The sequence below is a fragment of the Pseudomonas sp. CC6-YY-74 genome (assembly GCF_002025205.1).
In the GTDB taxonomy this organism is placed as follows: domain Bacteria; phylum Pseudomonadota; class Gammaproteobacteria; order Pseudomonadales; family Pseudomonadaceae; genus Aquipseudomonas; species Aquipseudomonas paeninsulae.
Map to the genome: position 1 here is coordinate 2,262,893 of NZ_CP019947.1, position 21,198 is coordinate 2,284,090.

The 21,198-nt window shown below is 62.7% G+C and carries 17 protein-coding genes and 4 tRNA genes; 6 read left to right on the forward strand and 15 right to left on the reverse strand.

Translation table 11 applies throughout. The features are described 5' to 3' along the window. Together B2D37_RS10345 and B2D37_RS10350 are read left to right on the forward strand one after the other, a co-directional pair. Positions 1–3,678, forward strand: coding sequence for a PAS domain S-box protein (locus tag B2D37_RS10345; RefSeq protein WP_079202603.1), 3,678 nt, complete (start codon positions 1–3; stop codon positions 3,676–3,678). A 68-nt stretch (positions 3,679–3,746) separates the two neighbouring features. Then, positions 3,747–4,493, forward strand: coding sequence for an SDR family oxidoreductase (locus B2D37_RS10350; RefSeq protein WP_079202604.1), 747 nt, complete (start codon positions 3,747–3,749; stop codon positions 4,491–4,493). A 176-nt stretch (positions 4,494–4,669) separates the two neighbouring features. Here B2D37_RS10350 and B2D37_RS10355 read toward each other — a convergent pair whose 3' ends face one another. Further along, positions 4,670–5,659: a tRNA-dihydrouridine synthase gene (locus tag B2D37_RS10355; RefSeq protein ID WP_079202605.1), complete on the reverse strand. Its 990-nt coding sequence runs from the start codon at positions 5,657–5,659 to the stop codon at positions 4,670–4,672. 332 nt (positions 5,660–5,991) lie between these two features. Here B2D37_RS10355 and B2D37_RS10360 point away from each other — a divergent pair, with 332 nt between their 5' ends. Further along, on the forward strand, positions 5,992–6,198 hold the full coding sequence (locus tag B2D37_RS10360; protein ID WP_154067074.1) for a hypothetical protein: 207 nt from the start codon (positions 5,992–5,994) through the stop codon (positions 6,196–6,198). A 9-nt stretch (positions 6,199–6,207) separates the two neighbouring features. Here B2D37_RS10360 and B2D37_RS10365 read toward each other — a convergent pair whose 3' ends face one another. Next, positions 6,208–6,657 carry a thioesterase family protein gene (locus B2D37_RS10365; protein ID WP_079202607.1) on the reverse strand — a complete coding sequence of 150 codons (450 nt, stop codon included), beginning with the start codon at positions 6,655–6,657 and terminating at the stop codon, positions 6,208–6,210. Positions 6,658–6,989: 332 nt separating this feature from the next. Between B2D37_RS10365 and B2D37_RS10370 the strand changes: the two genes are divergently transcribed. After that, positions 6,990–8,906, forward strand: a complete 1,917-nt coding sequence (locus B2D37_RS10370) for a diguanylate cyclase (RefSeq protein ID WP_079202608.1) — start codon at positions 6,990–6,992, stop codon at positions 8,904–8,906. On the opposite strand, the gene B2D37_RS10375 is transcribed toward B2D37_RS10370, so the two are convergent. From B2D37_RS10375 to B2D37_RS10410, 8 genes are all read right to left on the reverse strand, one after another. After that, on the reverse strand, positions 8,876–9,715 hold the full coding sequence (locus B2D37_RS10375; protein ID WP_079202609.1) for an alpha/beta fold hydrolase: 840 nt from the start codon (positions 9,713–9,715) through the stop codon (positions 8,876–8,878). The genes B2D37_RS10370 and B2D37_RS10375 overlap by 31 nt on opposite strands. 24 nt (positions 9,716–9,739) lie before the next feature. Further along, the gene (locus tag B2D37_RS10380) at positions 9,740–10,279 is read right to left on the reverse strand and encodes a TetR/AcrR family transcriptional regulator (RefSeq protein ID WP_079202610.1); all 540 of its coding nucleotides are present in this window, start codon (positions 10,277–10,279) and stop codon (positions 9,740–9,742) included. A gap of 172 nt (positions 10,280–10,451) precedes the next feature. Next, a tRNA-Glu gene (locus B2D37_RS10385) sits at positions 10,452–10,527 on the reverse strand. Positions 10,528–10,589: 62 nt separating this feature from the next. Continuing rightward, positions 10,590–10,665: transfer RNA gene (locus B2D37_RS10390), tRNA-Ala, on the reverse strand. A 52-nt stretch (positions 10,666–10,717) separates the two neighbouring features. Further along, positions 10,718–10,793: transfer RNA gene (locus B2D37_RS10395), tRNA-Glu, on the reverse strand. 65 nt (positions 10,794–10,858) lie between these two features. Then, positions 10,859–10,934: transfer RNA gene (locus B2D37_RS10400), tRNA-Ala, on the reverse strand. A 124-nt stretch (positions 10,935–11,058) separates the two neighbouring features. Then, the gene (gene gltX / locus B2D37_RS10405; RefSeq protein WP_079202611.1) at positions 11,059–12,540 is read right to left on the reverse strand and encodes a glutamate--tRNA ligase; all 1,482 of its coding nucleotides are present in this window, start codon (positions 12,538–12,540) and stop codon (positions 11,059–11,061) included. 86 nt (positions 12,541–12,626) lie between these two features. Further along, complete coding sequence (locus tag B2D37_RS10410; RefSeq protein ID WP_079202612.1) at positions 12,627–13,493, reverse strand: LysR family transcriptional regulator; 867 nt, start codon at positions 13,491–13,493, stop codon at positions 12,627–12,629. 121 nt (positions 13,494–13,614) lie between these two features. Between B2D37_RS10410 and B2D37_RS10415 the strand changes: the two genes are divergently transcribed. Continuing rightward, positions 13,615–14,664 (forward strand): HlyD family secretion protein, encoded by a 1,050-nt coding sequence (locus B2D37_RS10415; RefSeq protein WP_079202613.1) that lies wholly within the window; start codon positions 13,615–13,617, stop codon positions 14,662–14,664. A 49-nt stretch (positions 14,665–14,713) separates the two neighbouring features. After that, entirely contained in the window at positions 14,714–16,204 is a 1,491-nt protein-coding gene (locus B2D37_RS10420; RefSeq protein ID WP_177345277.1) for an MDR family MFS transporter, read from the forward strand. 10 nt (positions 16,205–16,214) lie between these two features. On the opposite strand, the gene B2D37_RS10425 is transcribed toward B2D37_RS10420, so the two are convergent. From B2D37_RS10425 to B2D37_RS10445, 5 genes are all read right to left on the reverse strand, one after another. After that, positions 16,215–18,092 carry an MFS transporter gene (locus B2D37_RS10425; RefSeq protein WP_079202615.1) on the reverse strand — a complete coding sequence of 626 codons (1,878 nt, stop codon included), beginning with the start codon at positions 18,090–18,092 and terminating at the stop codon, positions 16,215–16,217. Positions 18,093–18,469: 377 nt separating this feature from the next. Then, positions 18,470–18,799 (reverse strand): AzlD domain-containing protein, encoded by a 330-nt coding sequence (locus tag B2D37_RS10430; RefSeq protein WP_079202616.1) that lies wholly within the window; start codon positions 18,797–18,799, stop codon positions 18,470–18,472. Continuing rightward, a complete protein-coding gene (locus tag B2D37_RS10435) occupies positions 18,799–19,509 on the reverse strand; it encodes an AzlC family ABC transporter permease (protein WP_079202617.1) in 711 nt (236 codons plus the stop codon). The genes B2D37_RS10430 and B2D37_RS10435 overlap by 1 nt, the downstream gene beginning before the upstream one ends. A gap of 272 nt (positions 19,510–19,781) precedes the next feature. Beyond that, positions 19,782–20,621 (reverse strand): AraC family transcriptional regulator, encoded by an 840-nt coding sequence (locus B2D37_RS10440; RefSeq protein WP_079202618.1) that lies wholly within the window; start codon positions 20,619–20,621, stop codon positions 19,782–19,784. 3 nt (positions 20,622–20,624) lie between these two features. Then, positions 20,625–21,194, reverse strand: a complete 570-nt coding sequence (locus B2D37_RS10445) for a GNAT family N-acetyltransferase (protein ID WP_079202619.1) — start codon at positions 21,192–21,194, stop codon at positions 20,625–20,627. Between the last annotated feature and the right edge of the window lie 4 nt (positions 21,195–21,198).

Here is a 21,198-nt window from a genome sequence, read left to right on the forward strand (position 1 = left end):
ATGGCCAACGCCAGTGACAACCGGCCACCGCTGCCGCACATTCCTGCCCTGGATCCAGCCGTATTCGAGAACACCTGGAACGACGCCCCGCGCCTGCTGGCGGCACTCAACGGCGCGCAACTGGGCGCCTGGTACTGGGATGTGCCAAGCGGCCAGATCAGTTGGTCGCGTGGCGCCCAAGCATTGTTCGGCCTGGACCCGACCCGCCCCTTGTGCACCCGGATCAACTACATCGAACTGATCCCGGAAGAAGACCGCAGCGCTGTACTGCAGATGTTCCAGGCCGTGCTCGACGGCGTACCAAGCAGCCACCCCCTGCAGCATCGCATCCGCTGGCCGGACGGTAGCCTGCACTGGCTGGAAATCAGTGGCCGCTTGCAGACCGACTCCAACGGCAAGCAACAGATGTTCGGCGTCATCCGCGACATCAGCGCCCAACAGCAGCGCGCCCAGGCGCTGCGCAACTCCGAGCAGCGCTTCACCAATCTGTTCCGCCTCAGCCCGGACGTGATTCTGCTGGTGCGTTTCGCTGACAGCATGATCACCGAGGCCAATCAGCATTTCGCCAGCACCTTCGGCTGGCCGACCGCCGAGGTCATCGGCCGCTCGACCCTCGAACTGGATCTCTGGGTGCATGACCAGCAGCGCGACTATCTGCGCCACGCTGCGCCGAGCAGCCACGAACCGGTCATCCAGGAAGTGCAGATGCGGGCCCGCGACGGGCGCATTCTCGACGGTGTGATGTCCAGCCAATACATCGAACTGGAGGGGCAAGCCTTTCTACTCTGTACCTTTCTCGATACCAGCGAACGCCAGCGCATCGATGCCGCACTGCGCAACAGCGAGGAAAAATTCTCCCAGGCGTTCCGCCACACCCCCGACGCAGTGGTGATCACCGACAAGGAAACCGGGCGCTTTGTCGAGGTCAACCCGGCTTTCGAGCGGCAATTCGGCTGGAAAAGTAACGAAACCCTGGGGCTCACCTCGCTGCAACTGGGTATCTGGGCCGACCCCAATGATCGCCAGCGGATGCTTGAGGCGTTGCGCCAAGGCAGCCTGAACGAGTTGGAAGTGCGCCTGTACAGCCGTGACGGCAGTGTCAGCGACAACCTGTTGTTCGGCGGACAAATCGAGCTGGACGGACGCCCCTGCCTGGTGCTGACGGTGCGCGACATCACCCAGCAGCGTGCCCAGGAGCAGGCCCTGAACAACAGCCAGGAACGCCTGACCCTAGCCCTGGAGTCGGCCGACCTGGGCACCTGGGACTGGCACATCCCGAGCAACATGCTGTTTGCCTCGGCCCGCGCCGCAACGCTGCACGGTGTGAGCCAAGCGCCCTTTCATGGTGATTTTCGCGAGTTCTTCAGCCATGTGCCGCTGGACGACCGGCATACCATGCGTCAGACCTACCATGACTTGACGCAAGGTACTGGGCAGGACTACCAGGTCACCTACCGGGCGATCTACAGCAACAAGGAGGTGCACTACCTAGAGAGTACCGCCAAGCTCTATCGCGACGAACAAGGCCAACCCTTGCGCATGGCCGGCATCCTCATCGACATCAGCGAACGGGTACAGCGCGAACAACGCCTGTCCGCCTCGGAAGAGAAATTCGCCACCCTGTTCCAGGCCAGCCCCGACCCTATCTGTGTGTCGCGCATCCGCGACGGCGTATTCGTCGAAATCAACGACAGCTTCAGCCAGGTCTTCGGCTGGACGCCGCAGGAGATCGTCGGGCGCAGCGGCCCGGAGACCAACTTTTGGGCCGACAGCGACGAACGCCTGCACCTGTACAACAAGCTCACCGCGCAACAGGGCCTGAACAACGAGCAAGCCCGCTACCGCACCAAGGCTGGCGCTGAACTGACCTGCATGGTGTCCAGCCGGTTCATCCGGGTCGACCGCCAACTGTGTATCCTCAGCACCCTGCGCGACGTCGGCGAACGCCTGCACGCCGAGGCCGCACTCAAGGCCAGCCAGGAAAAATTCGCCAAGGCCTTTCACTCCAGTCCCGACGCCATCACCATCACCGAACGCGATACGGCCCGCTATATCGAGGTCAACGAAGGCTTCTACCGCCTCACCGGCTACCACGCCGAGGAGGTCATCGGTCACTCGGCCCTGGAATTGAATATCTGGGCCGAGCCCAGGCAGCGCCAGGAGATGCTCGAAATGCTCCAGCGCGACGGCCGGGTGACGCACCGGGAGATGCTCGGCAAGCACCGTGACGGCAGTGTCAAGACGGTGGAGGTGTCGGTCGAGCCGATCGACCTGGACGGTCTCGATTGCCTGCTGCTGACCGCCCGCGACATCAGCTTGTTGAAGGAAGCCCAGGCGCAGATCCAGCACTTGGCCTACCACGACTCGCTGACCAACCTGCCCAACCGCGCCCTCCTGATGGACCGCCTGACCCAGCAGATCGCCCTGCTCAAGCGTCACGACCTGCGCGGCGCCCTGCTGTTTCTCGATCTCGACCACTTCAAGCACATCAACGACTCGCTCGGCCACCCGGTCGGCGATACCGTGCTCAAACTGGTTACCGCCCGCCTGGAAGCCAGCATACGCCTGGAAGACACCGTCGCCCGCCTCGGCGGCGACGAGTTCGTCATCCTGCTCTCCGGCCTCGAAGGCAATCGCTCGACCGTCACCCGCCAGGCCCGCATGGTCGCGGAAAAACTGCGCAAGTTGCTGGCCGAACCCATGCTCATCGACGGCCATCGCCTGCAGGTCACGCCGAGCATCGGCATCGCCCTGATCCCCGACCACGGCGCCACCCCGGCCGACCTGCTGAAACGCGCCGACATCGCCCTCTATCGCGCCAAGGACTCCGGGCGCAATACCGTCCAGCTGTTCCGCCGGACCATGCAGGAAGCCGCCAGCGAGCGTTTACGCCTGGAAAATGACCTGCACCTGGCTCTGGCGCGCGGTGAGTTCGAGCTGTACTTCCAGGCCCAGGCAGATGCCCGCTCCGGCCAGATCATCGGCGCCGAGGTACTCCTGCGCTGGCTCCATCCAACCCTTGGCCCACAGTCGCCAGCACTGTTCATCCACGTATTGGAAGAAAGCGGATTGATCCTCGAAGTCGGCGGCTGGGTGCTCGCCGAAGCCTGCCATGCCTGCGCGCAACTGCTCGAAGAAGGGCTGATCGATGCGCAGAACTTCAGCCTGTGCGTCAACATCAGCCCCCGCCAGTTCCGCCACAACGACTTTGTCGAGCGCGTGGAAAGCAGCCTGCGCAGCAGCACCTTGCCCAAACCCATGCTCAAGCTGGAAATCACCGAAGGCATCGTCATCCAGAACATCGAGGACACCATCGCCAAGATGAATCGCCTGAAGAAGCTCGGCGTCAGCTTCGCCATGGACGATTTTGGCACCGGCTACTCCTCGCTGACCTACCTCAAACGCCTGCCGGTGGACCTGCTGAAGATCGACCAATCCTTCGTCCGCGACGCCCCCAATGATACCAACGACGCGGAAATCATCCGCGCCATCGTCGCCATGGCGCGCAGCCTAGGCCTGGAGATCATTGCCGAAGGTGTCGAACAACAGCAGCAGCTGGATTTTCTCACGCAACAGGGCTGCCACCTGTACCAGGGCTACCTGTTCAGCAAACCGCTGCCATTGCCCGAGTTCCGCGCACTGTTGGCACACACCCGCCAGCGTCTGGCGACGCCCTGAAGGGCCACGCAGCGAAACACCCGTGCCACGCAGCCAGCCGCGGCCAGACCATCCCGGAGACCCGTCCCATGCGTAAAGTCATGCTGATCACCGGCGCCAGCCGCGGCATCGGCGCCGCCACCGCCAGGCTGGCAGCAGCCCAGGGCTATGCCCTATGCCTCAATTACCGCCAGCACAACCAAGCCGCCGAGGCTCTGGCTGAACAAATCGTCGCGGCCGGCGGACAGGCCATCACCGTGCAGGCCGACGTAGCCGATGAAACCCAGGTACTGCGACTGTTCACCCGCATCGACCAGCACTTCGGCCGGCTCGACGTGCTGGTCAACAACGCCGGCATACTGGAACAGCAGATGCGCCTGGAACAGATGGACCTCGGCCGCTGGCAGCGGGTCTTCGCCGTCAACGTGTTCGGCAGCTTTCTCTGCGCCCGCGAGGCGGTGAAACGCATGTCGACCCGCCATGGCGGCAGTGGTGGTGCCATCGTCAACCTGTCGTCGGCGGCAGCCCGCCTCGGCGCGCCCGGCGAATACATCGACTATGCCGCCGCCAAAGGCGCCATCGACAGCCTGACCCTGGGTCTGGCCAAGGAAGTCGCCGCCGAAGGTATTCGCGTCAACGCCGTGCGCCCAGGGGTGATCGACACCGAGATCCACGCCAGCGGCGGCGAACCGGCACGGGTCGCCCGGGTCAGCCAGAGCGTACCCATGGGCCGCGGCGGTCTGGCTGAGGAAGTCGCCCAGGCGATTCTCTGGCTGGCCAGCGAACAGGCGTCCTACACCAGCGGCGCCCTGCTGGATGTCAGCGGCGGCCGCTGAGTAGTGCCATGCGCACTACCCTCGCCGGATAAGTCGCGGCGCACTTCAGGGAAGCGCGCGGCGCCCGAAGAAACCCGAAAAAGACGCCGCGCGAGCCGAAGAGCGCCAGCAGGCACAGCGCAACGCTGGGTTACACCGTGACAAACTGCAGCCCTGCCCGAATAGCGGCTCAGTGGCTAACCCACCCGACAAAAGCCGGCTGCTGGCTGATGGTCAGCGGGACAATCAATCCCGAGCAACGCATCGATACGCTGGCAATCGCTCTCCCGGCGCAGCGCATTGAACAACGCGAACGCCTCGGGATAGCTGCGGGTGAGCATCGCCAGCCATTGTTTCAAGCGTCCCGGGGCATAGCGTGGGGACATCTTGCGCCGCGCCTGCCGCCAGAAATCGGCGAGCAAGGGCTGCATGGCGGCCCAGTCCATTTCGACCACGGCCTGCCCGGCCCGCGCCGCGGCAATCTGCCGGGCCAGGTCCGGCCGCGCCACCAGGCCGCGGCCAAGCATGATGTCCTCGACGCCACTGATTTCGCGACAGCGGCGCCAGTCGTCCAACGTCCACACCTCGCCATTGGCGAACACCGGCACCTTGACCACCTCCTGCACCCGCGCCACCCACTCCCAATGGGCCGGCGGCTTGTAGCCCTCGACCTTGGTGCGCGCATGCACCACCAGCTGCGACGCCCCGCCTTCGGCCAGTGCTTCGGCACATTCCAGGGCGTAGTCCTTATGGTCGAAACCCAGGCGCATCTTGGCCGTTACCGGAATCCCGGCCGGCACCGTGCGGCGCACCTCGCGGACGATGGCATGGAGCAGTTCCGGCTCTTTCAATAACACCGCGCCGCCACGGGACTTGTTCACGGTTTTCGCCGGGCAGCCGAAGTTGAGGTCGATCACCGGCGCACCGAGGCCGCAGGCAAAGGCCGCGTTATCCGCCAGGCACTGCGGATCGGAGCCGAGAAACTGCACGCGCAATGGCGTACCGGCCGCCGTTTGCGCAGCGCTGAACAGTTCCGGCGCCAGCTTCTGATAGGTCGAGGCGGGCTGCACTCGCTCGGTGACGCGGATAAATTCGGTCACGCACCAGTCGATGCCGCCGACCCGGGTCAGCACATCGCGGAGGATCTCATCGACCAATCCTTCCATCGGTGCAAGGGCGATCTGCATAGAAAAAATCTCGAAAAAACGCCGCGTAGTGTACGCAACGAATTGCCCTGAATGAAATGCCCGCCAAGGCAGGCGTACACCAACGAAATGGAACGCCGCCGGCTTCAGGGAGTCCATTACCGGGACACTACAACGCTACGGAGGACGAACATGCGCATCCTTATACTGCTCGCCAGCCTGTACGTCAGCCTCGGCCTGAGCCAGGCAGAGTCACGGCAAACCGGCGAATCCGCACTGCGACCCGCCCCGAAGACACGGCCCAACTGGTTATCGGCCGCGACCGCAAGGTGCCCAACACTTGCGCTGTCGAGTTGCTCGTGGAGCAGAAGCCGGTGGCACAACTGCCAGCCGGCAAGTCGGTGAGCCTGGATGTGCCGGCCGGCACGCTCTATCTCAGGGCACGCCTGAAATCAGCTGACAACTGCGATGCAGCTGGCCTGGCCAGCGGCCAGTCGGTTCTACTCAAGGCAGGAGAGACCAAGCAGTACTTGGTAATGCTCGACAACAATGCACTGTTCCTTGCCCCGCAACTGCAATAACCGCGCGAGTCAAAGCTCCAGCGGAAAGGGCAACTGCAAAGCACGGCCGTAGCCTTCGACGAATTCGACCGGCATGCGCTTGGGTTTGCCACTGGACAGTTCGATACAGACGAACGTGGTCTTGGCTCGCAACAGGGTGATGCCATCCGCTGGACGGACCAGCTGAAAGCGCCGATCCATCTTCAAGCGCTGATCCGATTCGACAATCCAGGTGGCCATCTGTAGCTCCTGGTCTTCATAGGCGCTAGCCAGGTAATCGATCTCATGGCGCAGCACCGCCATGGCCCGGTCGAGCCGGCGGTATTCGGCCAGATCGAGGCCCAGGTATTGCGAGTGACGCCAGGCGCAGCGCTCCAGCCAGCTGACATAGACCGCGTTATTAGCATGCCCGAGGCCGTCGATATCGTCGGCAACCACGCTGATGTCGAGCACAAATGGATTAGCCAGGTCCCAACTCATCGCGGCTGCTCCAGATTGGAGCTCAACTTGTTGCTCAACGCGCTCGCAAGCCTGGTCACGGGCTGCCGCCAGCAGCGCACAGGCACAAGGCGCATCGGCGCTTGAGTGATCTTCACCGTCGGGCTCATGGGGTTACTCCTGAATCTTGAAGTGATGGACTGCCAGGTTGGCCAGCGCACTATTCTAGGCGCTAAATACGCGCTGACTCCATGCACTCTACACGCTGGCTTCACCCCAGCGCGCCTGTGCCCATCCGCAGCTGCAAGCCACTAAATGCCTAAAGTATTTTGGTTAATCGGCCGAAGCCACTAGGCTATCGCCCTGCAGGCCTTATGGATATCAACCTGCGCGGCTTCATTTCGACCGTCACTTACCCGAGAAACTTGCACGTGATTGCAGCCTTACGCGTGTTGCTGTTGTTGCTCCTGCCCAGCCTGAGCCAGGCGGATGTGCTCTCTCTGACCACGACGGAGCAAGTCGTGCTGCCGGGGCCTTTCATGCAGGTCTGGCATGATCCGCAGAAGCAGGCAGATATAGATGATGTACGCAGCCTGCCAGACTCGGCCTGGCAACCGGTTGCCCGCCGCGATGCCAGCTTCGGCTATAGCGGTAACGCCTACTGGCTACGCCTGCAACTGCATAACCCCGAATCCCGCAACATGGACTGGGTACTGCTGATCGCTAACCCGCTGCTGGACTATCTGGATGCCTATGGCCTGGATGGCGAGCGGGTCTACAGCTCTGGCGATCAGCGCCCATTCGCGGCGCGCTGGATCGAACACCGGCAACTGCTGCTACCACTACACCTGGCCGCCGGGGAAAGCCGCGAGCTGATCCTGCGCATGCAGACCGAAGGCTCGGCCAACCTCAGCGCCAGCCTGATGACCAGCGCCACCTTCGACCGCCATGAACAACGCATGCTGCTCCTGCAAGGGCTGTTCTTCGGCGCACTGGCGGCGATGCTGATCTATAACCTGTCGATCTTCGTCATCACCCGTGACCGCGACTACCTCTGGTACAGCCTGTTCGTCGCCAGTTTCGGCGGCTACCAGTTCATCCAGCTCGGCTTCTCCCTGCAATGGCTCTGGCCGCAATCGCTTAACTGGCACCAACTGAGTTTCCCGCTCAGTTCGGCAGTAACTACCTTGTTCGGCATTCTGTTCACCTATGGAGTGCTCGACCTCAGGCATGCATCGCCGCGCTACACCCAGGTCGTGCGCGTGCTGCTGGGTTTCACCTGGCTGGTCATCGGTTTGTCCTTGCTCGCCCCCTATCGAGTAGCACTGCTCGGCGGTTTCGCCCTGGTCATCGCCTGCGCCGCACTCGCCTGCCTGTTCACCCTGCTGCGCTGGCGAGAAGGCTATAAACCCGCCCGCCTCTTCGCCATCGGCTGGTTCGTACTGATCAGCGCCAGCCTGTTCAGCATCCTCAGCGGCACTGGCTTGATCGCCAACTCGTTGCTGACCCTGCACGCGCAACAGATCGGTGGACTGATCGAGCTGGTGGTTTTTTCCATCGCCCTGGCAGTGCGCATCCGCCAGGCGCAGAGCGCCCAACGTCTGGCCCAGGCGCAACTGCTCGCCCAGGAGCAACAACTGCGCGTGGCACAGGCCAAGGGCCTGTGCCTGCAACGACAGCTCAACGAGGGCTTGGAGATCCGCGTCAAGGAACGCACAACAGAATTGGAACAGGCCCTGAAGGCGCTTTCCGGCGCCCACCAGCAACTGTCCGAGCTGAATCGCCGGGACAGCCTGACCGGCCTGTTCAACCGGCAGACCCTTAACGACGAATTGCACCGAAGCCTGGCCCAGGCCGTGCGCAGCCAGCGCCCCATGGCCATCCTGATGATGGACCTTGACCACTTCAAGCAGGTCAACGACCACTATGGCCATCTGGCCGGCGATGCCTGCCTGCACCACGCTGCCCAACGCCTGCAGCAACGCTTGCGCGCCGGTGACCTGCTCGCCCGCTTCGGCGGCGAAGAGTTCGTCGTCGTACTGAACGATACCGATCAGGCCGGCGCTCATGACCTGGCGGAACAACTGCGCGCTGATCTGGCCCGCCATCCCTGCACCTATCAAGGCCAGACCATCGGCCTGACCATCAGCATCGGCGTGTGCGCCGGGCTACCCGACAGTGCGGACAGCGAACAACTACTGCAGCACGCCGACCAGGCTCTCTATCGAGCCAAGGCGGCCGGCCGCAATCGCGTAGAAAGTTATGAGGCCAGCTTGCTTGACGAGGTCTGACGCAGCGCAGCCAATAGCTGCATAACCGCCTGCACCAACTGCGGGTCAGACAAGACCCGCTGATGCCCGCCCTGCTCGAGACGCAACAGCCGGCTGTCGAACCAGGCCTCATGGATCGCCTGTGCTTCGCTATACGGCACAACCGGGTCATCTGCGGCGTGCACGATCAAACCCGGAAAATCCAGCTGGTAGCGCGCCACATCGAGGTGCCCGGCCGGCATCCCAGCCTTTTCCTCGACCAGACGGATAAAATGCGCCCGCGCCTGGGCAGGCAAGCCCATATAGCGCGCGAAAAGCCGCAGCATGGAGAGAATCCGGCTCGGCGCCGCGATGCTGACCACCGCCTCGGCACGCAAGCCCATCTGCGTTGCCAGCAAGGCGCTGGCGCCCCCCATCGAATGGCCGATCACTGCTTGCAATGGCGGCAATTCACTGGCGGCCTCGAGCAGGGCGCGGGCGAACACCACCACATTCGCCTCCCGCCCTGGCGAGCGCCCATGCGCCGGGGCATCCAGGGCGACCACGGCATACCCGGCCTGCACCAGCGCCTTGATCAGCTCGGCGAACTGGGTCGGCCGGCCTTCCCAACCGTGCATCAGCAACACCGTCGGCCCACTGCCCCAGCGCAATGCCGAAAGCCCGAAACGCAAGGTGATGCGCTCGGCCTGAGTCAGTAGCGGCAGCTCCCAAGCGCGTGGCGGCAACTCGCGCGGCGTCATGAATTGCCGGCGCATCTTGCTTGCCACTACCTGCGGCGCCACCCAGCCGACGGTGGCATTGAACCCACGAACCCAATTCAGATTGCTCATTGTCCTTCTCCTCAACCGATTGCCTCAAACGATCGCCGACTTGGCGGCACGCAGAACGCGGTCAGACAACTCGCCGGGACCCAGCGCCCGCGCCAGCGCCAACCCCCCAACCATCAAGGCGATATCGGCAAGCACACGGGAAGCGTCCTCAGGGCTTGCCGACAACTGCGCCACCATCAACTCCAGATGCTCGGCCAGAGCCGTGCGAAAGCCCTCGGGCAGACGCGTCAGCTCGCCCAGCGAACTCGGCAGCGGGCAGGCTTGTTCGGTAGCATCGCGGTGCTTGCGTGACAGGTAGAACGCCGCGATCAGTGCCCGGCGCTCGTCGGCCGGCAGATCGCTGTCCATCTGCTTAATCAACTCGCGGCGCTGGCCGAGCAACTGCCTGAACGCCTCCAGCATCAGCGCGTCCTTGCTCTCGAAGTGCGCATAGAAGCCACCCACGGTCAGCCCAGCAGCGCCCATCACCTCGCCGACACTCGGCTCGGCGGGGCCGCGCTGCACCAACGCGGCACTGGCCGCAGAAAGAATGCGTTCACGGGTTTGGGCTTTCTTGTCGTTCATACTCACCTCCAAAATATTACGATTGAAATATTATGCTCGTAATAAATTTAAGCAAGCAGAAAGCCTTACCGCTGGTCGGGTTGGTTAATCGGAAGGGAAGTCGGAGCAAAAAAAACAAAAGGGCCATTCCGTGAAGAATGACCCTTTAAAAGTCCCGCAGAGCGGGCAAAAATGGCGTCCCCTAGGGGACTCGAACCCCTGTTACCGCCGTGAAAGGGCGGTGTCCTAGGCCACTAGACGAAGGGGACGAAACCTTCGAAAAACAAGGCCAGCTTACGCTGGCCCGTGGCAGTGTTATGACTGCTAAATTTGGTGGAGATAAACGGGATCGAACCGTTGACCTCTTGCATGCCATGCAAGCGCTCTCCCAGCTGAGCTATACCCCCAGATTTATCGCCTCGCGGCTCACAACTCCCAACGGAGCTGCTTTTTAAATAGTGGCGTCCCCTAGGGGACTCGAACCCCTGTTACCGCCGTGAAAGGGCGGTGTCCTAGGCCACTAGACGAAGGGGACGCAAATACCCTTCAAAACTCAGCCAACACGAATGCTGACTGTGGCAAGCCTTTCGGCTTTGAGATTGGTGGAGCTAGACGGGATCGAACCGTCGACCTCTTGCATGCCATGCAAGCGCTCTCCCAGCTGAGCTATAGCCCCATCTCAAGGACGGGGCGCATGTTAAGAGCACGCCCCCCCTACTGTCAACAAAATTTTTACCTATAGCTGCTTTCTTTATGCTGACAGAACAACCACTTACCCTGTTCTACCAGCAAAGTCGCGATCAGCCGATGAACGCCAGCAGCTTTTCCCACTCCTTATTTTCCTTCTTCGACACCCCGCCGAGCAACTCGATGGCCTGGCGTAGACGGAAACGGGTGAGGTCCGGGCCGATAATTTCCATCGCATCGAGTACCGATACCGAGCTGGCCTGACCGGTAATCGCGGCGAACATCAGCGGCATGGCGTCGCGCAGCTTCAATTCAAGATGCTCGACCACCGCCTGGATGCAACCGGTGATCTTGTCCTTTTCCCACTGACGCAGCGCCTCCAGCTTCCACAGGATCAACTGCATGACCTGACGCACCTGATCCGGCGACAGCTTCTTGTGTTCGAACAGCTTGGCGTCGGGGTTGACGCCACCGGCGAAGAAGAAACTGGCCAGCGGAGCGATCTGACTGAAAGTCTCGACCCGCCCCTGCACGTGCGGGGCGATCTGCATCATGTAGTCCGAGTTGAATGCCCACTGCTGCGCGCCCGCGGCAAACGCCTCGACGCTCAGCTCACGCATCCACTGCCCATTGAGCCAGGACAACTTCTCCAGGTCGAAGATCGGCCCACCCAGGGACACACGCTGGATATCGAAATGCTCGATCATCTCGTCGAGGCTGAACTTCTCACGCTCATCCGGCATCGACCAGCCCATGCGCCCGAGGTAGTTGAGCATCGCCTGCGGCAGGAAGCCCATGCGCTCGTAGAAGGTGATCGAGGTCGGGTTCTTGCGCTTGGACAACTTGCTCTTGTCCGGGTTACGCAGCAGCGGCATGTAGCACAGTTGCGGCTTGTCCCAGCCGAAGTATTCGTACAGCAGGATCAGCTTGGGCGCCGACGGCAGCCACTCTTCACCGCGCAATACATGGGTGATACCCATCAGGTGATCGTCGACCACGTTGGCCAGGAAGTAGGTCGGCAGGCCATCGGTCTTCATCAGCACCTGCATGTCCATGCGATCCCAGGGAATCTCGACCTCGCCGCGGAGCATGTCCGGCACCACGCAAACGCCTTCGGTCGGCACCTTCATGCGCACCACGTTAGGCTCGCCGGCCGCCAGGCGCGGCTGCACCTCCTCTGCTGACAAATGCATGCAGTGGCCGTCATAGCGCGGGGTCTGCTTGGCTGCCATCTGTTCGGCGCGAACCTGGTCCAGGCGCTCGGCGCTGCAGAAGCAGTGGAAGGCGTGGCCCTTGTCCACCAACTCGGCGCTGTACTTCTGGTAGATATGCCCACGTTCACTCTGTCGATAAGGACCGTGAGGACCGCCGACATCAGGGCCTTCGCTCCATTCGATACCGAGCCAGCGCAGGGCGTCGTAGATTTGCTGTTCCGACTCGCGGGTAGAACGTACCTGGTCGGTGTCCTCGATACGCAGAATGAATTCACCACCGTGCTGACGGGCAAAGCACAGGTTGAACAAGGCGATATAGGCAGTGCCTACGTGCGGATCGCCGGTCGGCGATGGCGCAATACGGGTGCGGACGGTGGTCATGGCGAGTCTCGAAGAAGTGAAGCGAAAACCGATTAAGACGGCGATATTAACAGCCCCGGCACTGCCGGCTCCAGCAGCCGGCCACCTTAGAACGGCAGACTATTCATCAGGAAATCGAGGAAGGTTTTCACCTTCATCGCTTGGAACCGCCGGGAAGGATAGACCGCATACAACTCGCCAACCGGCAATCGAGCCTCCGCCAACAGCTCGACCAACCGCCCCTCCTGCACCGCGCGCTCACTGATCATGACCGGCAGGCCGGCAATTCCCGCCCCCGCCAACGCCGCTTCACGAGCAAACGTAATGTTGTTCGAGGTCAAGACCCGCTGGCACGCAATGGTTTCGCCGAGCAGCGGCCAGTGACGCGGCGAGTCATGCGGCAACAGAATCGCCCGATGCGACGCCAACTCGGCGACTGTCCGTGGGGTGCCATGCCGGGCCAGGTAGTCGGGGCTGGCGCACAAGGAGCGGTTGGTCTCGAACAACTTGCGCGCGATCAGCGTGGAGTCCTGTGGCTGGCCGACCAGGATGACGATATCCACAGCCTCCTCGACCGGATCGACATGCCGTGAAGTCAGTTCCACTTCGGCGGTGATTAGCGGGTACTGACGCATAAAATCGCCAAGCACGCGACCGAGAAACAGCTGACCAAATTCAATCGGCGCAGTGATGCGCAGCAAACCGGATGGCTCCTGCTGTAGCTGCATGACCGCCTGCTCGGCCTCGGCGAAATCGAGCATGATCTGCCGACAGCGCTCGTAATAGGCCTGACCGACTTCAGTCAGGCGCAGCTTGCGCGTGGTGCGATTGAGCAGACGTACGCCGAGGCGTTCCTCGAGCAAGGCAATGCGTCGACTGACCGTGGATTTTTGCATGCCCAGCCCCAGAGCAGCATGGGTGAAGCTGTGGCACTCGACCACACGAGTGAAGATCAGGGCATCATCAAGACCCATTATTGTTCCCCATAAGCAACAAAGCTTATGAATTTTAGCCTTACAGACTCCAAAGAAACACTGTTAGATTCACCGATGCCATGTTGCAAACACCCTCTTGCCCGAGCTTCGAGCGCCTGCCATGCCTGCCCAACTGCAACGTCGCCTACTTATCTTCCTGGTCGTACTCGGCCTCATCACTGCGGCCTTCTCCGCCCGCTGGCTGCTCGTCGGGCGCTATCTCGAAAGCACCGACAACGCCTATGTCCAGGGTGAAATCACCCGCGTCTCCAGCCAGCTTGGCGCGCGCATCGTCAAGGTGTTGGTGGGTGATAACCAGCATGTACAGCAGGGCGAGTTGTTGCTGAAACTGGAAAGCGCTGACTTCGAACTGGCGCAGCAGCGTGCTCAGGCCGTCCTCGCCACCCGCGAAGCCGAACGGCTTCAGGCGCAGAGCAAACTGAGCCAGCAGGCCAGTCTGATTGCCGCCAGCCAGGCTGGCGTAACGGCCAGCGAAGCCATCCTGGAACGTACCCAAATCGATTTGTCACGCGCGCAAACCCTGCGCAAACCCGGCTATGTCTCCGAGGAGCGGGTGACCACCCTGGCGGCCGACAGCCGCATCGCGCGCTCACAGGTGAGCAAGGCCCAGGCGGATCTACAAGCCGAGCGCCAGCAGATCAACAGCCTGCAAGCCGAGATCAAACGCCTTGACGCGCAGATCGCCAGCGCCCGCGCCGACCTGGCCCAAGCACAGCTGAACCTCGCGCGTACCGAGGTCCTCGCACCCATCAGCGGTTTTATCGGCCAGCGCGCCGCACGCAACGGCCAATACGTGCAAGCCGGGGCCTATCTGCTGTCGCTGGTACCGGATCAGGACATCTGGGTTCAGGCCAACTTCAAGGAGACCCAGATCGGGCGTATGCGACCTGGACAAAGCGCCGAACTGACTTTCGACAGTTTCCCCGACACCCCCATCGAGGCCCGGGTCGACAGCCTGTTCGCCGCCTCAGGCGCACAGTTCAGCCTGCTGCCACCGGATAACGCCACCGGCAACTTCACCAAGGTGGTGCAACGCTTCCCGATCAAACTGACCTTCGCCGTGGACAATCCGCTCCAGGGCCTGATTCGTCCGGGCATGTCGGTAGAGGTCAAGGTCGACATCCAGACCGATCAACAGCATGGCGGCTGATGCGCTGATTCGCCCCACTGGCGAACCCAGCCGGCGCGACTGGATCGCGGTGATGAGCGCCCTGCTCGGCGCCTTCATGGCGGTACTGGACATCCAGATCACCAACTCCTCACTCAAGGATATCCAGGGTGCGTTGTCGGCCACCCTGGAGGAAGGCTCGTGGATCTCCACCTCCTACCTGGTTGCCGAAATCATCATGATTCCGATGACGGCCTGGTTGGTCCAGCTCCTCTCCGCGCGACGCCTGGCGGTGTGGGTGTCTATAGGGTTCCTGGCCGCCTCACTGCTCTGCTCGATGGCCTGGAGCCTGGAGAGCATGATCGTGTTCCGCGCCCTGCAAGGTTTTACCGGCGGCGCACTGATCCCCCTGGCGTTCACCCTGATCCTGATCAAACTGCCCGAACACCATCGCGCCAAAGGCATGGCACTGTTCGCCCTGACAGCGACCTTCGCTCCATCCATCGGACCGACCCTGGGCGGCTGGCTAACGGAAAACTTCGGCTGGAAATACATCTTCTATATCAACGTGGTGCCTGGCCTGTTGATGATCGCCGGGCTGCTCTACGGTCTGGAAAAGAAAGCGCCGCACTGGGAGCTGCTGAAAACCAGCGACTATGCCGGCATTCTCACCCTCGGCCTGGGCCTGGGTTGCCTGCAGGTGTTTCTTGAGGAAGGCCACCGCAAGGATTGGCTGGAGTCCAACCTGATCGCCGGGCTCGGCAGCATCGCGGCGATCAGCCTGGTGCTGTTCATCATCCTGCAAGTGTCACGGCCCAACCCGTTGATCAACCTCGGCGTGCTGCGCGAGCGCAACTTCGGCCTGGCGGGCATTTCCAGCGTCGGCCTGGGTATGGGCCTGTACGGCTCTATCTATGTGCTGCCGCTGTATCTGGCGCAGATCCAGGGCTACAACGCCCTGCAGATCGGCGAGGTGATCATGTGGATGGGCATTCCGCAGTTATTCCTGATTCCCCTGGTGCCACTGCTGATGAAAGTGGTGTCGCCGAAGCTGCTCTGCGCCCTGGGTTTCGCCCTGTTCGGCGCCGCCAGCTTCGCCTCCGGGGTACTCAACCCGGACTTCGCCGGCGAGCAGTTCAATCATATCCAGATCATCCGCGCCCTCGGTCAGCCGCTGGTGATGGTGACCATCTCGCTGATCGCCACCGCCTACGTGCTGCCGCAAGATGCCGGCTCGGCCTCGAGCCTGTTCAACATCCTGCGCAACCTCGGCGGCGCCATCGGCATCGCCCTGCTCGCGACCCTGCTCGACAGCCGCGCCAAGGTCTATTTCGACTACCTGCGCGAGGCCCTGGTGCCAAGCAACCCGCAGGTCGCCGAGCGTCTGGCGCTCCTGACCGAAACGCTGGGCAGCGAGCAGGCGGCCCTGGCCAAGCTCAGCGAGATCACCCATCAGCAGGCGGCGATCATGGCCTACAACGATGCCTTCCACTGCATCGGTATCGCCCTCGCCATCAGCATGCTCGCGGTGCTGCTGACCAGGCGCTTACCCGCCGGCACGACCGGTGGCGCGGCGCATTGATCCTCGCTGTTCAGCGCAGATCGCCACGCAACGCCGTCACCTGCGCCTGCAACAGCTGCCGATCGGCCTGCTCGGCGCCGAGTGGCGCGCCCGCCACCAGTTTGATCCGCGACCACAGGCGCCTGAACAGGCGCTTGCGCGGATCTCGACTGAAAAAGCTGCCCCACAGGCCTTGCAGCGCCATGGGAATCACCGGCACCGGGTTTTCTCCGAGGATGCGCTCGATACCGCTCTTGAACTCGTTGATCTGGCCATCAGCGGTCAACTTGCCCTCCGGGAAGATGCACACCAACTCGCCGTTACGCAGGTATTCGGCAATCTTCTTGAACGCCGCGTCGTAGATCAGCAGATCCTCACTGCGCCCGGCAATCGGCACGGTGCCGGCGGTGCGGAAGATAAAGTTGAGCACGGGCAGGTTGTAGATCTTGTAATACATGACGAAACGCACCGGCCGGCGCACCGCACCGCCCACCAGCAGGGCATCGACGAAAGACACGTGGTTGCACACCAGCACCGCCGGCCCTTCCTCGGGAATCGCGTCCAGCCCCTGATGCTCGACCCGGTACATCGAGTGCCCGAGCAGCCAGATCAGGAAGCGCATGCTGAACTCGGGGACGAGCTTGAAGATGTAGCTGTTGACCGCGACATTCATCAGCGCAATCGCCAGGAACAACTGCGGAATCGACAGCTCGGCGACGCTGAGAAACAGGATCGAGACAATCGCCGAAACCACCATGAACAGCGCGTTGAGGATGTTGTTCGCGGCAATCACCCGCGCCCGCTCGTGTTCCGCAGTACGCGACTGGATCAGCGCATACAGCGGCACTATGTAGAGACCGCCGAATAAACCGATACCGAGAATCGAGGACAGTACCCACCAGGCCTGGCCGTAGCCCAGCACCGTCAGCCAGTCGTGGGCCTGGATGCCCTGCGGGAAACCACCCGAGTGCCACCAGAGCAGCACGCCGAACAGGGTCAGGCCGATCGAGCCGAACGGCACCAGGCCGATCTCCACCTTATGCCCGCTCATCCGCTCGCACAGCATCGACCCCAGCGCGATGCCCAGCGAGAACACGGTGAGAATCAGGGTCACCACGCTCTCGTCACCGTACAACCACTGCTTGGCATAGGCCGGGATCTGGGTCAGATAGACCGCCCCGAGAAACCAGAACCAGGAGCTGCCCACCAACGAGCGCGACACCGAAGGACGTTGTTCGGCCAGGCCCAGGCGCATGATGCGCCAGGATTGGCGGAAGATGTTCCAGTCCAGCATCAGCTCCGGCAGTGCCGCATGGGCGCGGGGAATGCCACGACTGGCCAGATAGCCGAGCACCGCCACCGTGACCACGGTGCCGGCGACCAGGCTGGCATAGCCGCTGCTGGCCATCATGATGCCGGCGCCGATGGTGCCGGCGAGAATGGCCAGGAAGGTGCCCATCTCGACCAGGGCGTTGCCGCCGACCAGTTCCTCTTCGCGCAGGTGCTGCGGCAGGATCGAATACTTCACCGGACCGAACAGCGCCGACTGGGTGCCCATGCAGAACAGCACGGCGAGCATCAGCGGCAGGTTGCCCAGCAGCACCCCGGCGGCGCCGGCCAGCATGATCAGGATCTCGGCGAACTTGATCGCCCGGATCAGGCTGTCCTTGGCGAATTTCTCGCCGAACTGCCCGCCGAGCGCGGAAAACAGGAAGAACGGCAGGATGAACAGCAGCGCGCAGAGATTGACCAGCAGGCTGCTGTCCGCGCTGGAGCTGAGCTTGTAGAGGATGGCGAGGATCAGCGACTGCTTGAAGATGTTGTCGTTGAAGGCGCCGAGCAACTGGGTGAGGAAAAACGGCAGGAAGCGCCTGGAACCGAGCAGGCGGAATTGCGAGTGTTGGGTCATCGTCCATGTACCTGGCATTAGGGCCGTGCAAGGCCGGGAAAACCGCGAGCGCCGCGGCGCCCGTCCAGCATTGGACTGCAACAAGCCGTAGCAAAGCCACAACGATCGACGGTTTTTGCCCGGCGTTCGGCAAAACCGCCGCAGCGGTGGTGAACATATCGAGCGCCGTCGCGAGGCTAGCTCCAGGCGTTCGCGGCGCCACGCCGCAGTAGACAGGCGTTATTTCACAAGCGCTTAGAGGGTGTTTACAAAAGTAGCGAGCGATGGCCAGGCAAGGCGAAATCAGCCGAAAAAGCGGAGTGTACGAGTAGTACATGAGCATTTTGAGGCTGATTTCAACGCAGCATGGCCGAGCGCAGTAATTTGTAAACACCCTCTTAGAGCGGCAACTGACCCATTGCCCAGCGCAACAGGAAGAACACCAGCAGACCGCCGCCGATGGTCGCCAATAAATGTCGGGTGATGGCGGCGATGGCGATAGTCGCCAGCCCCGCCCACAGGTAGGCATTGTCCAGGCGCAGCGCCCAGTGCTGGCCATCGGGCAGCAACATGCCCGGCAGCACGATGGCGGTCAGCACCGCGGTCGGCACAAAATGCAGGCCCTGGCGCACCAGCGGCGGGAAGCGCAAGTCGGGAAAGGCGAACAGGCTGTAGCGAATCGAAAAGGTGATCGCCAACATGCCGAGAATCAACCACCAGTTATCCATCAGGCCAGCTCCTCTTCGACTCGTTCATTGCACCGCTCCAGCAGCACGCCCACGACAATCCCGCTGAACGCCGCGGCCAGCAAGCCGAGCTTGTATGGCCAGGCATGGCAGGCCAGCGCCACCGCACCGGCCACCAGCGCCGCCGCAACTTGCGGGCGATTGCGCAACATCGGCACGACGATGCCGATAAAGGTCGCCAGCATGGCGAAGTCCAAACCCCAGGCGGCGAGATTCGGCACGCGCTGGCCGAACAGCACGCCGATCAGGGTGCACAGCTGCCAGTTCAGGTACATGGCCAGGGCCGCCCCGAGAAAGTACCAGTGCTTGTGCGCCGAGCTGTCCGCAGCGGTATAGCGCTGCAGCACCACCGCGTAGGCCTCGTCGGTCAGCCAGAAGGCCAGCGGCATGCGCCAACGCTTGGGCAGATGACGGACGTAAGGTTGCAGGCTGGCGCTGTACAGGGCGTGGCGCAGGTTGACCACCAGGGTGGTGAGCAGCAACACGGCAAGGCCGGTACCGGCGCCCAGCAAACTGATGGCGATGAACTGCGCCGAACCGGCGAACACCAGCAGCGACATGCCCAGCGTCTGCCAGGGGCTCAGGCCGGCGGCCCCGGCCAGGCTGCCGAAGATGATGCCGAAGGGCACGGCGCCGAGCAGCATCGGCAGCATGTCGCGGGCGCCTTGGGCGAATTCGTGTTGACGGGACATGGAGCCTCCTTGGACTGCGCAGGTTACCGCGCAGCGCGAGGACGGTCTTGAACGATCTTGCGCAGTGGCTCGTGCGGGACAGGCAATGTCGCAGAAGCCCTTCCCTGCGCGGTGCTGCACATCTGTGGGCGGGGCTTTAGCCGCGAACCCAGGCGACTCGATCTGCGAACCAACCAGGCGGTGTTGCGGACGCTGCAGTTCGCCGCCGAGACCGCTCCCACACTGGCCAAGGGTTGGTATCAGTGACCGTCGCCACTGATGCGCACGGCACCCTACCCAGGCCGGCCGCGGCAGGCCTTGCGGTATGCGCCCGGGCCGACGCCATAGGTCTGCTTGAACTGCCGACCCAGGTGGCTTTGATCGGCGAAGCCCAGTTGCATGGCCACGCGCAGCGGCGCACAGCCGTTTTTCAGCAAAGCGCGGGCCTGCTCCAGCCGGCGCTGCATCAACCAGGCGTGGGGCGGCAAGCCGGTGGCGCGGCGGAACACCCGGGCGAAATGGAAGGGTGACAGGTTGACCGCCTGGGCCAGCGCTTCCAGCGACGGCGGCTCGGCGAGCTGGCTGCTCAGCAATTCCTTGGCCCGCGCCACGGCCCGCGGCTCCTGCCCTGGCGCGCGGCCAGCTGGAATCCGCGCATGGCGCTGAAACAACGCCAGGATCGCCTCGCGCCAGGCGGTCTGCTGCTGCAAGGCACTGGCTGGACTGTCCAGCAACCGATGCAACTCAGCGAACATGCGGTGCAACTGCGGGTCATGCAATACGCTGTCGGCAAACGACGGCAGACCGCCCGCATCCAGTTCGAGCTCGGCCATCACTCCGACGATCTGGCGGTTATCGGGGTAGAAACCGCGGTAGCGCCAACCCTGCTCATGGGCCTTGGAGCCGGTGTGCAGTTCATCCGGATTGATCAGCACCATGCTGCCGACCGGCGCCAGGTGGTCGCCGCCACGATGCCGGAAAGATTGCGCGCCGTGCTCGATCACCGTGAACACAAAACCCTCATGCACATGCGGGGTAAAGCGTTGTTCGATGTAGTGGGCATGCAGCAGCTCGACCCCGTGCAGCTCGGGCGACGTCCAGAAACGGGTGCGCTCAACCTCAGTCGATGGCATAGATCAGCCGCTGAAACGCGCCTCCAGCTGTTGCTTGAGCGCCGGCCACTGCTGATCGGTGATGCTGTACAGCACGCTGTCATCCAGCCGCCCGTCGGCCAGCCGGCGATGATTGCGCAACACGCCCTCGCGCTGCGCGCCGAGCTTTTCGATCGCGCGCTGCGCACGCAGGTTGCTGGCGGCGGTTTTCAACTGCACGCGCACCATGCGCCAGTTCTCGAAGGCGTGGCGCAGCATCAGGTACTTGACCATGACGTTCAGGCCGGTGCCGTGCTGGCTGTGATCGAGCCAGGTCCAGCCGATCTCGGCGGCGGGCAGCGCCGGCATGAAGTCGCCGAAACGGGTCGTGCCCACCAGTTGCTCGCCGAGGCGAATGACAAACGGCAGCGCCTTGCCTTCACGCTGATCGAGCAGGCCCTGGCGGTACCAATCCAGGCGCTGGGCGCCGCTCATATGGATCAGCTCCTGGCGATTGGCTTCGGCCAGGGCGACCAGCGCCGGAATATCGGCATCGAGCATCGGTTCGATACGCAGCGCGCCGCGCTGCAGGGTAATCAATTGCGGCTTGAACATGGGG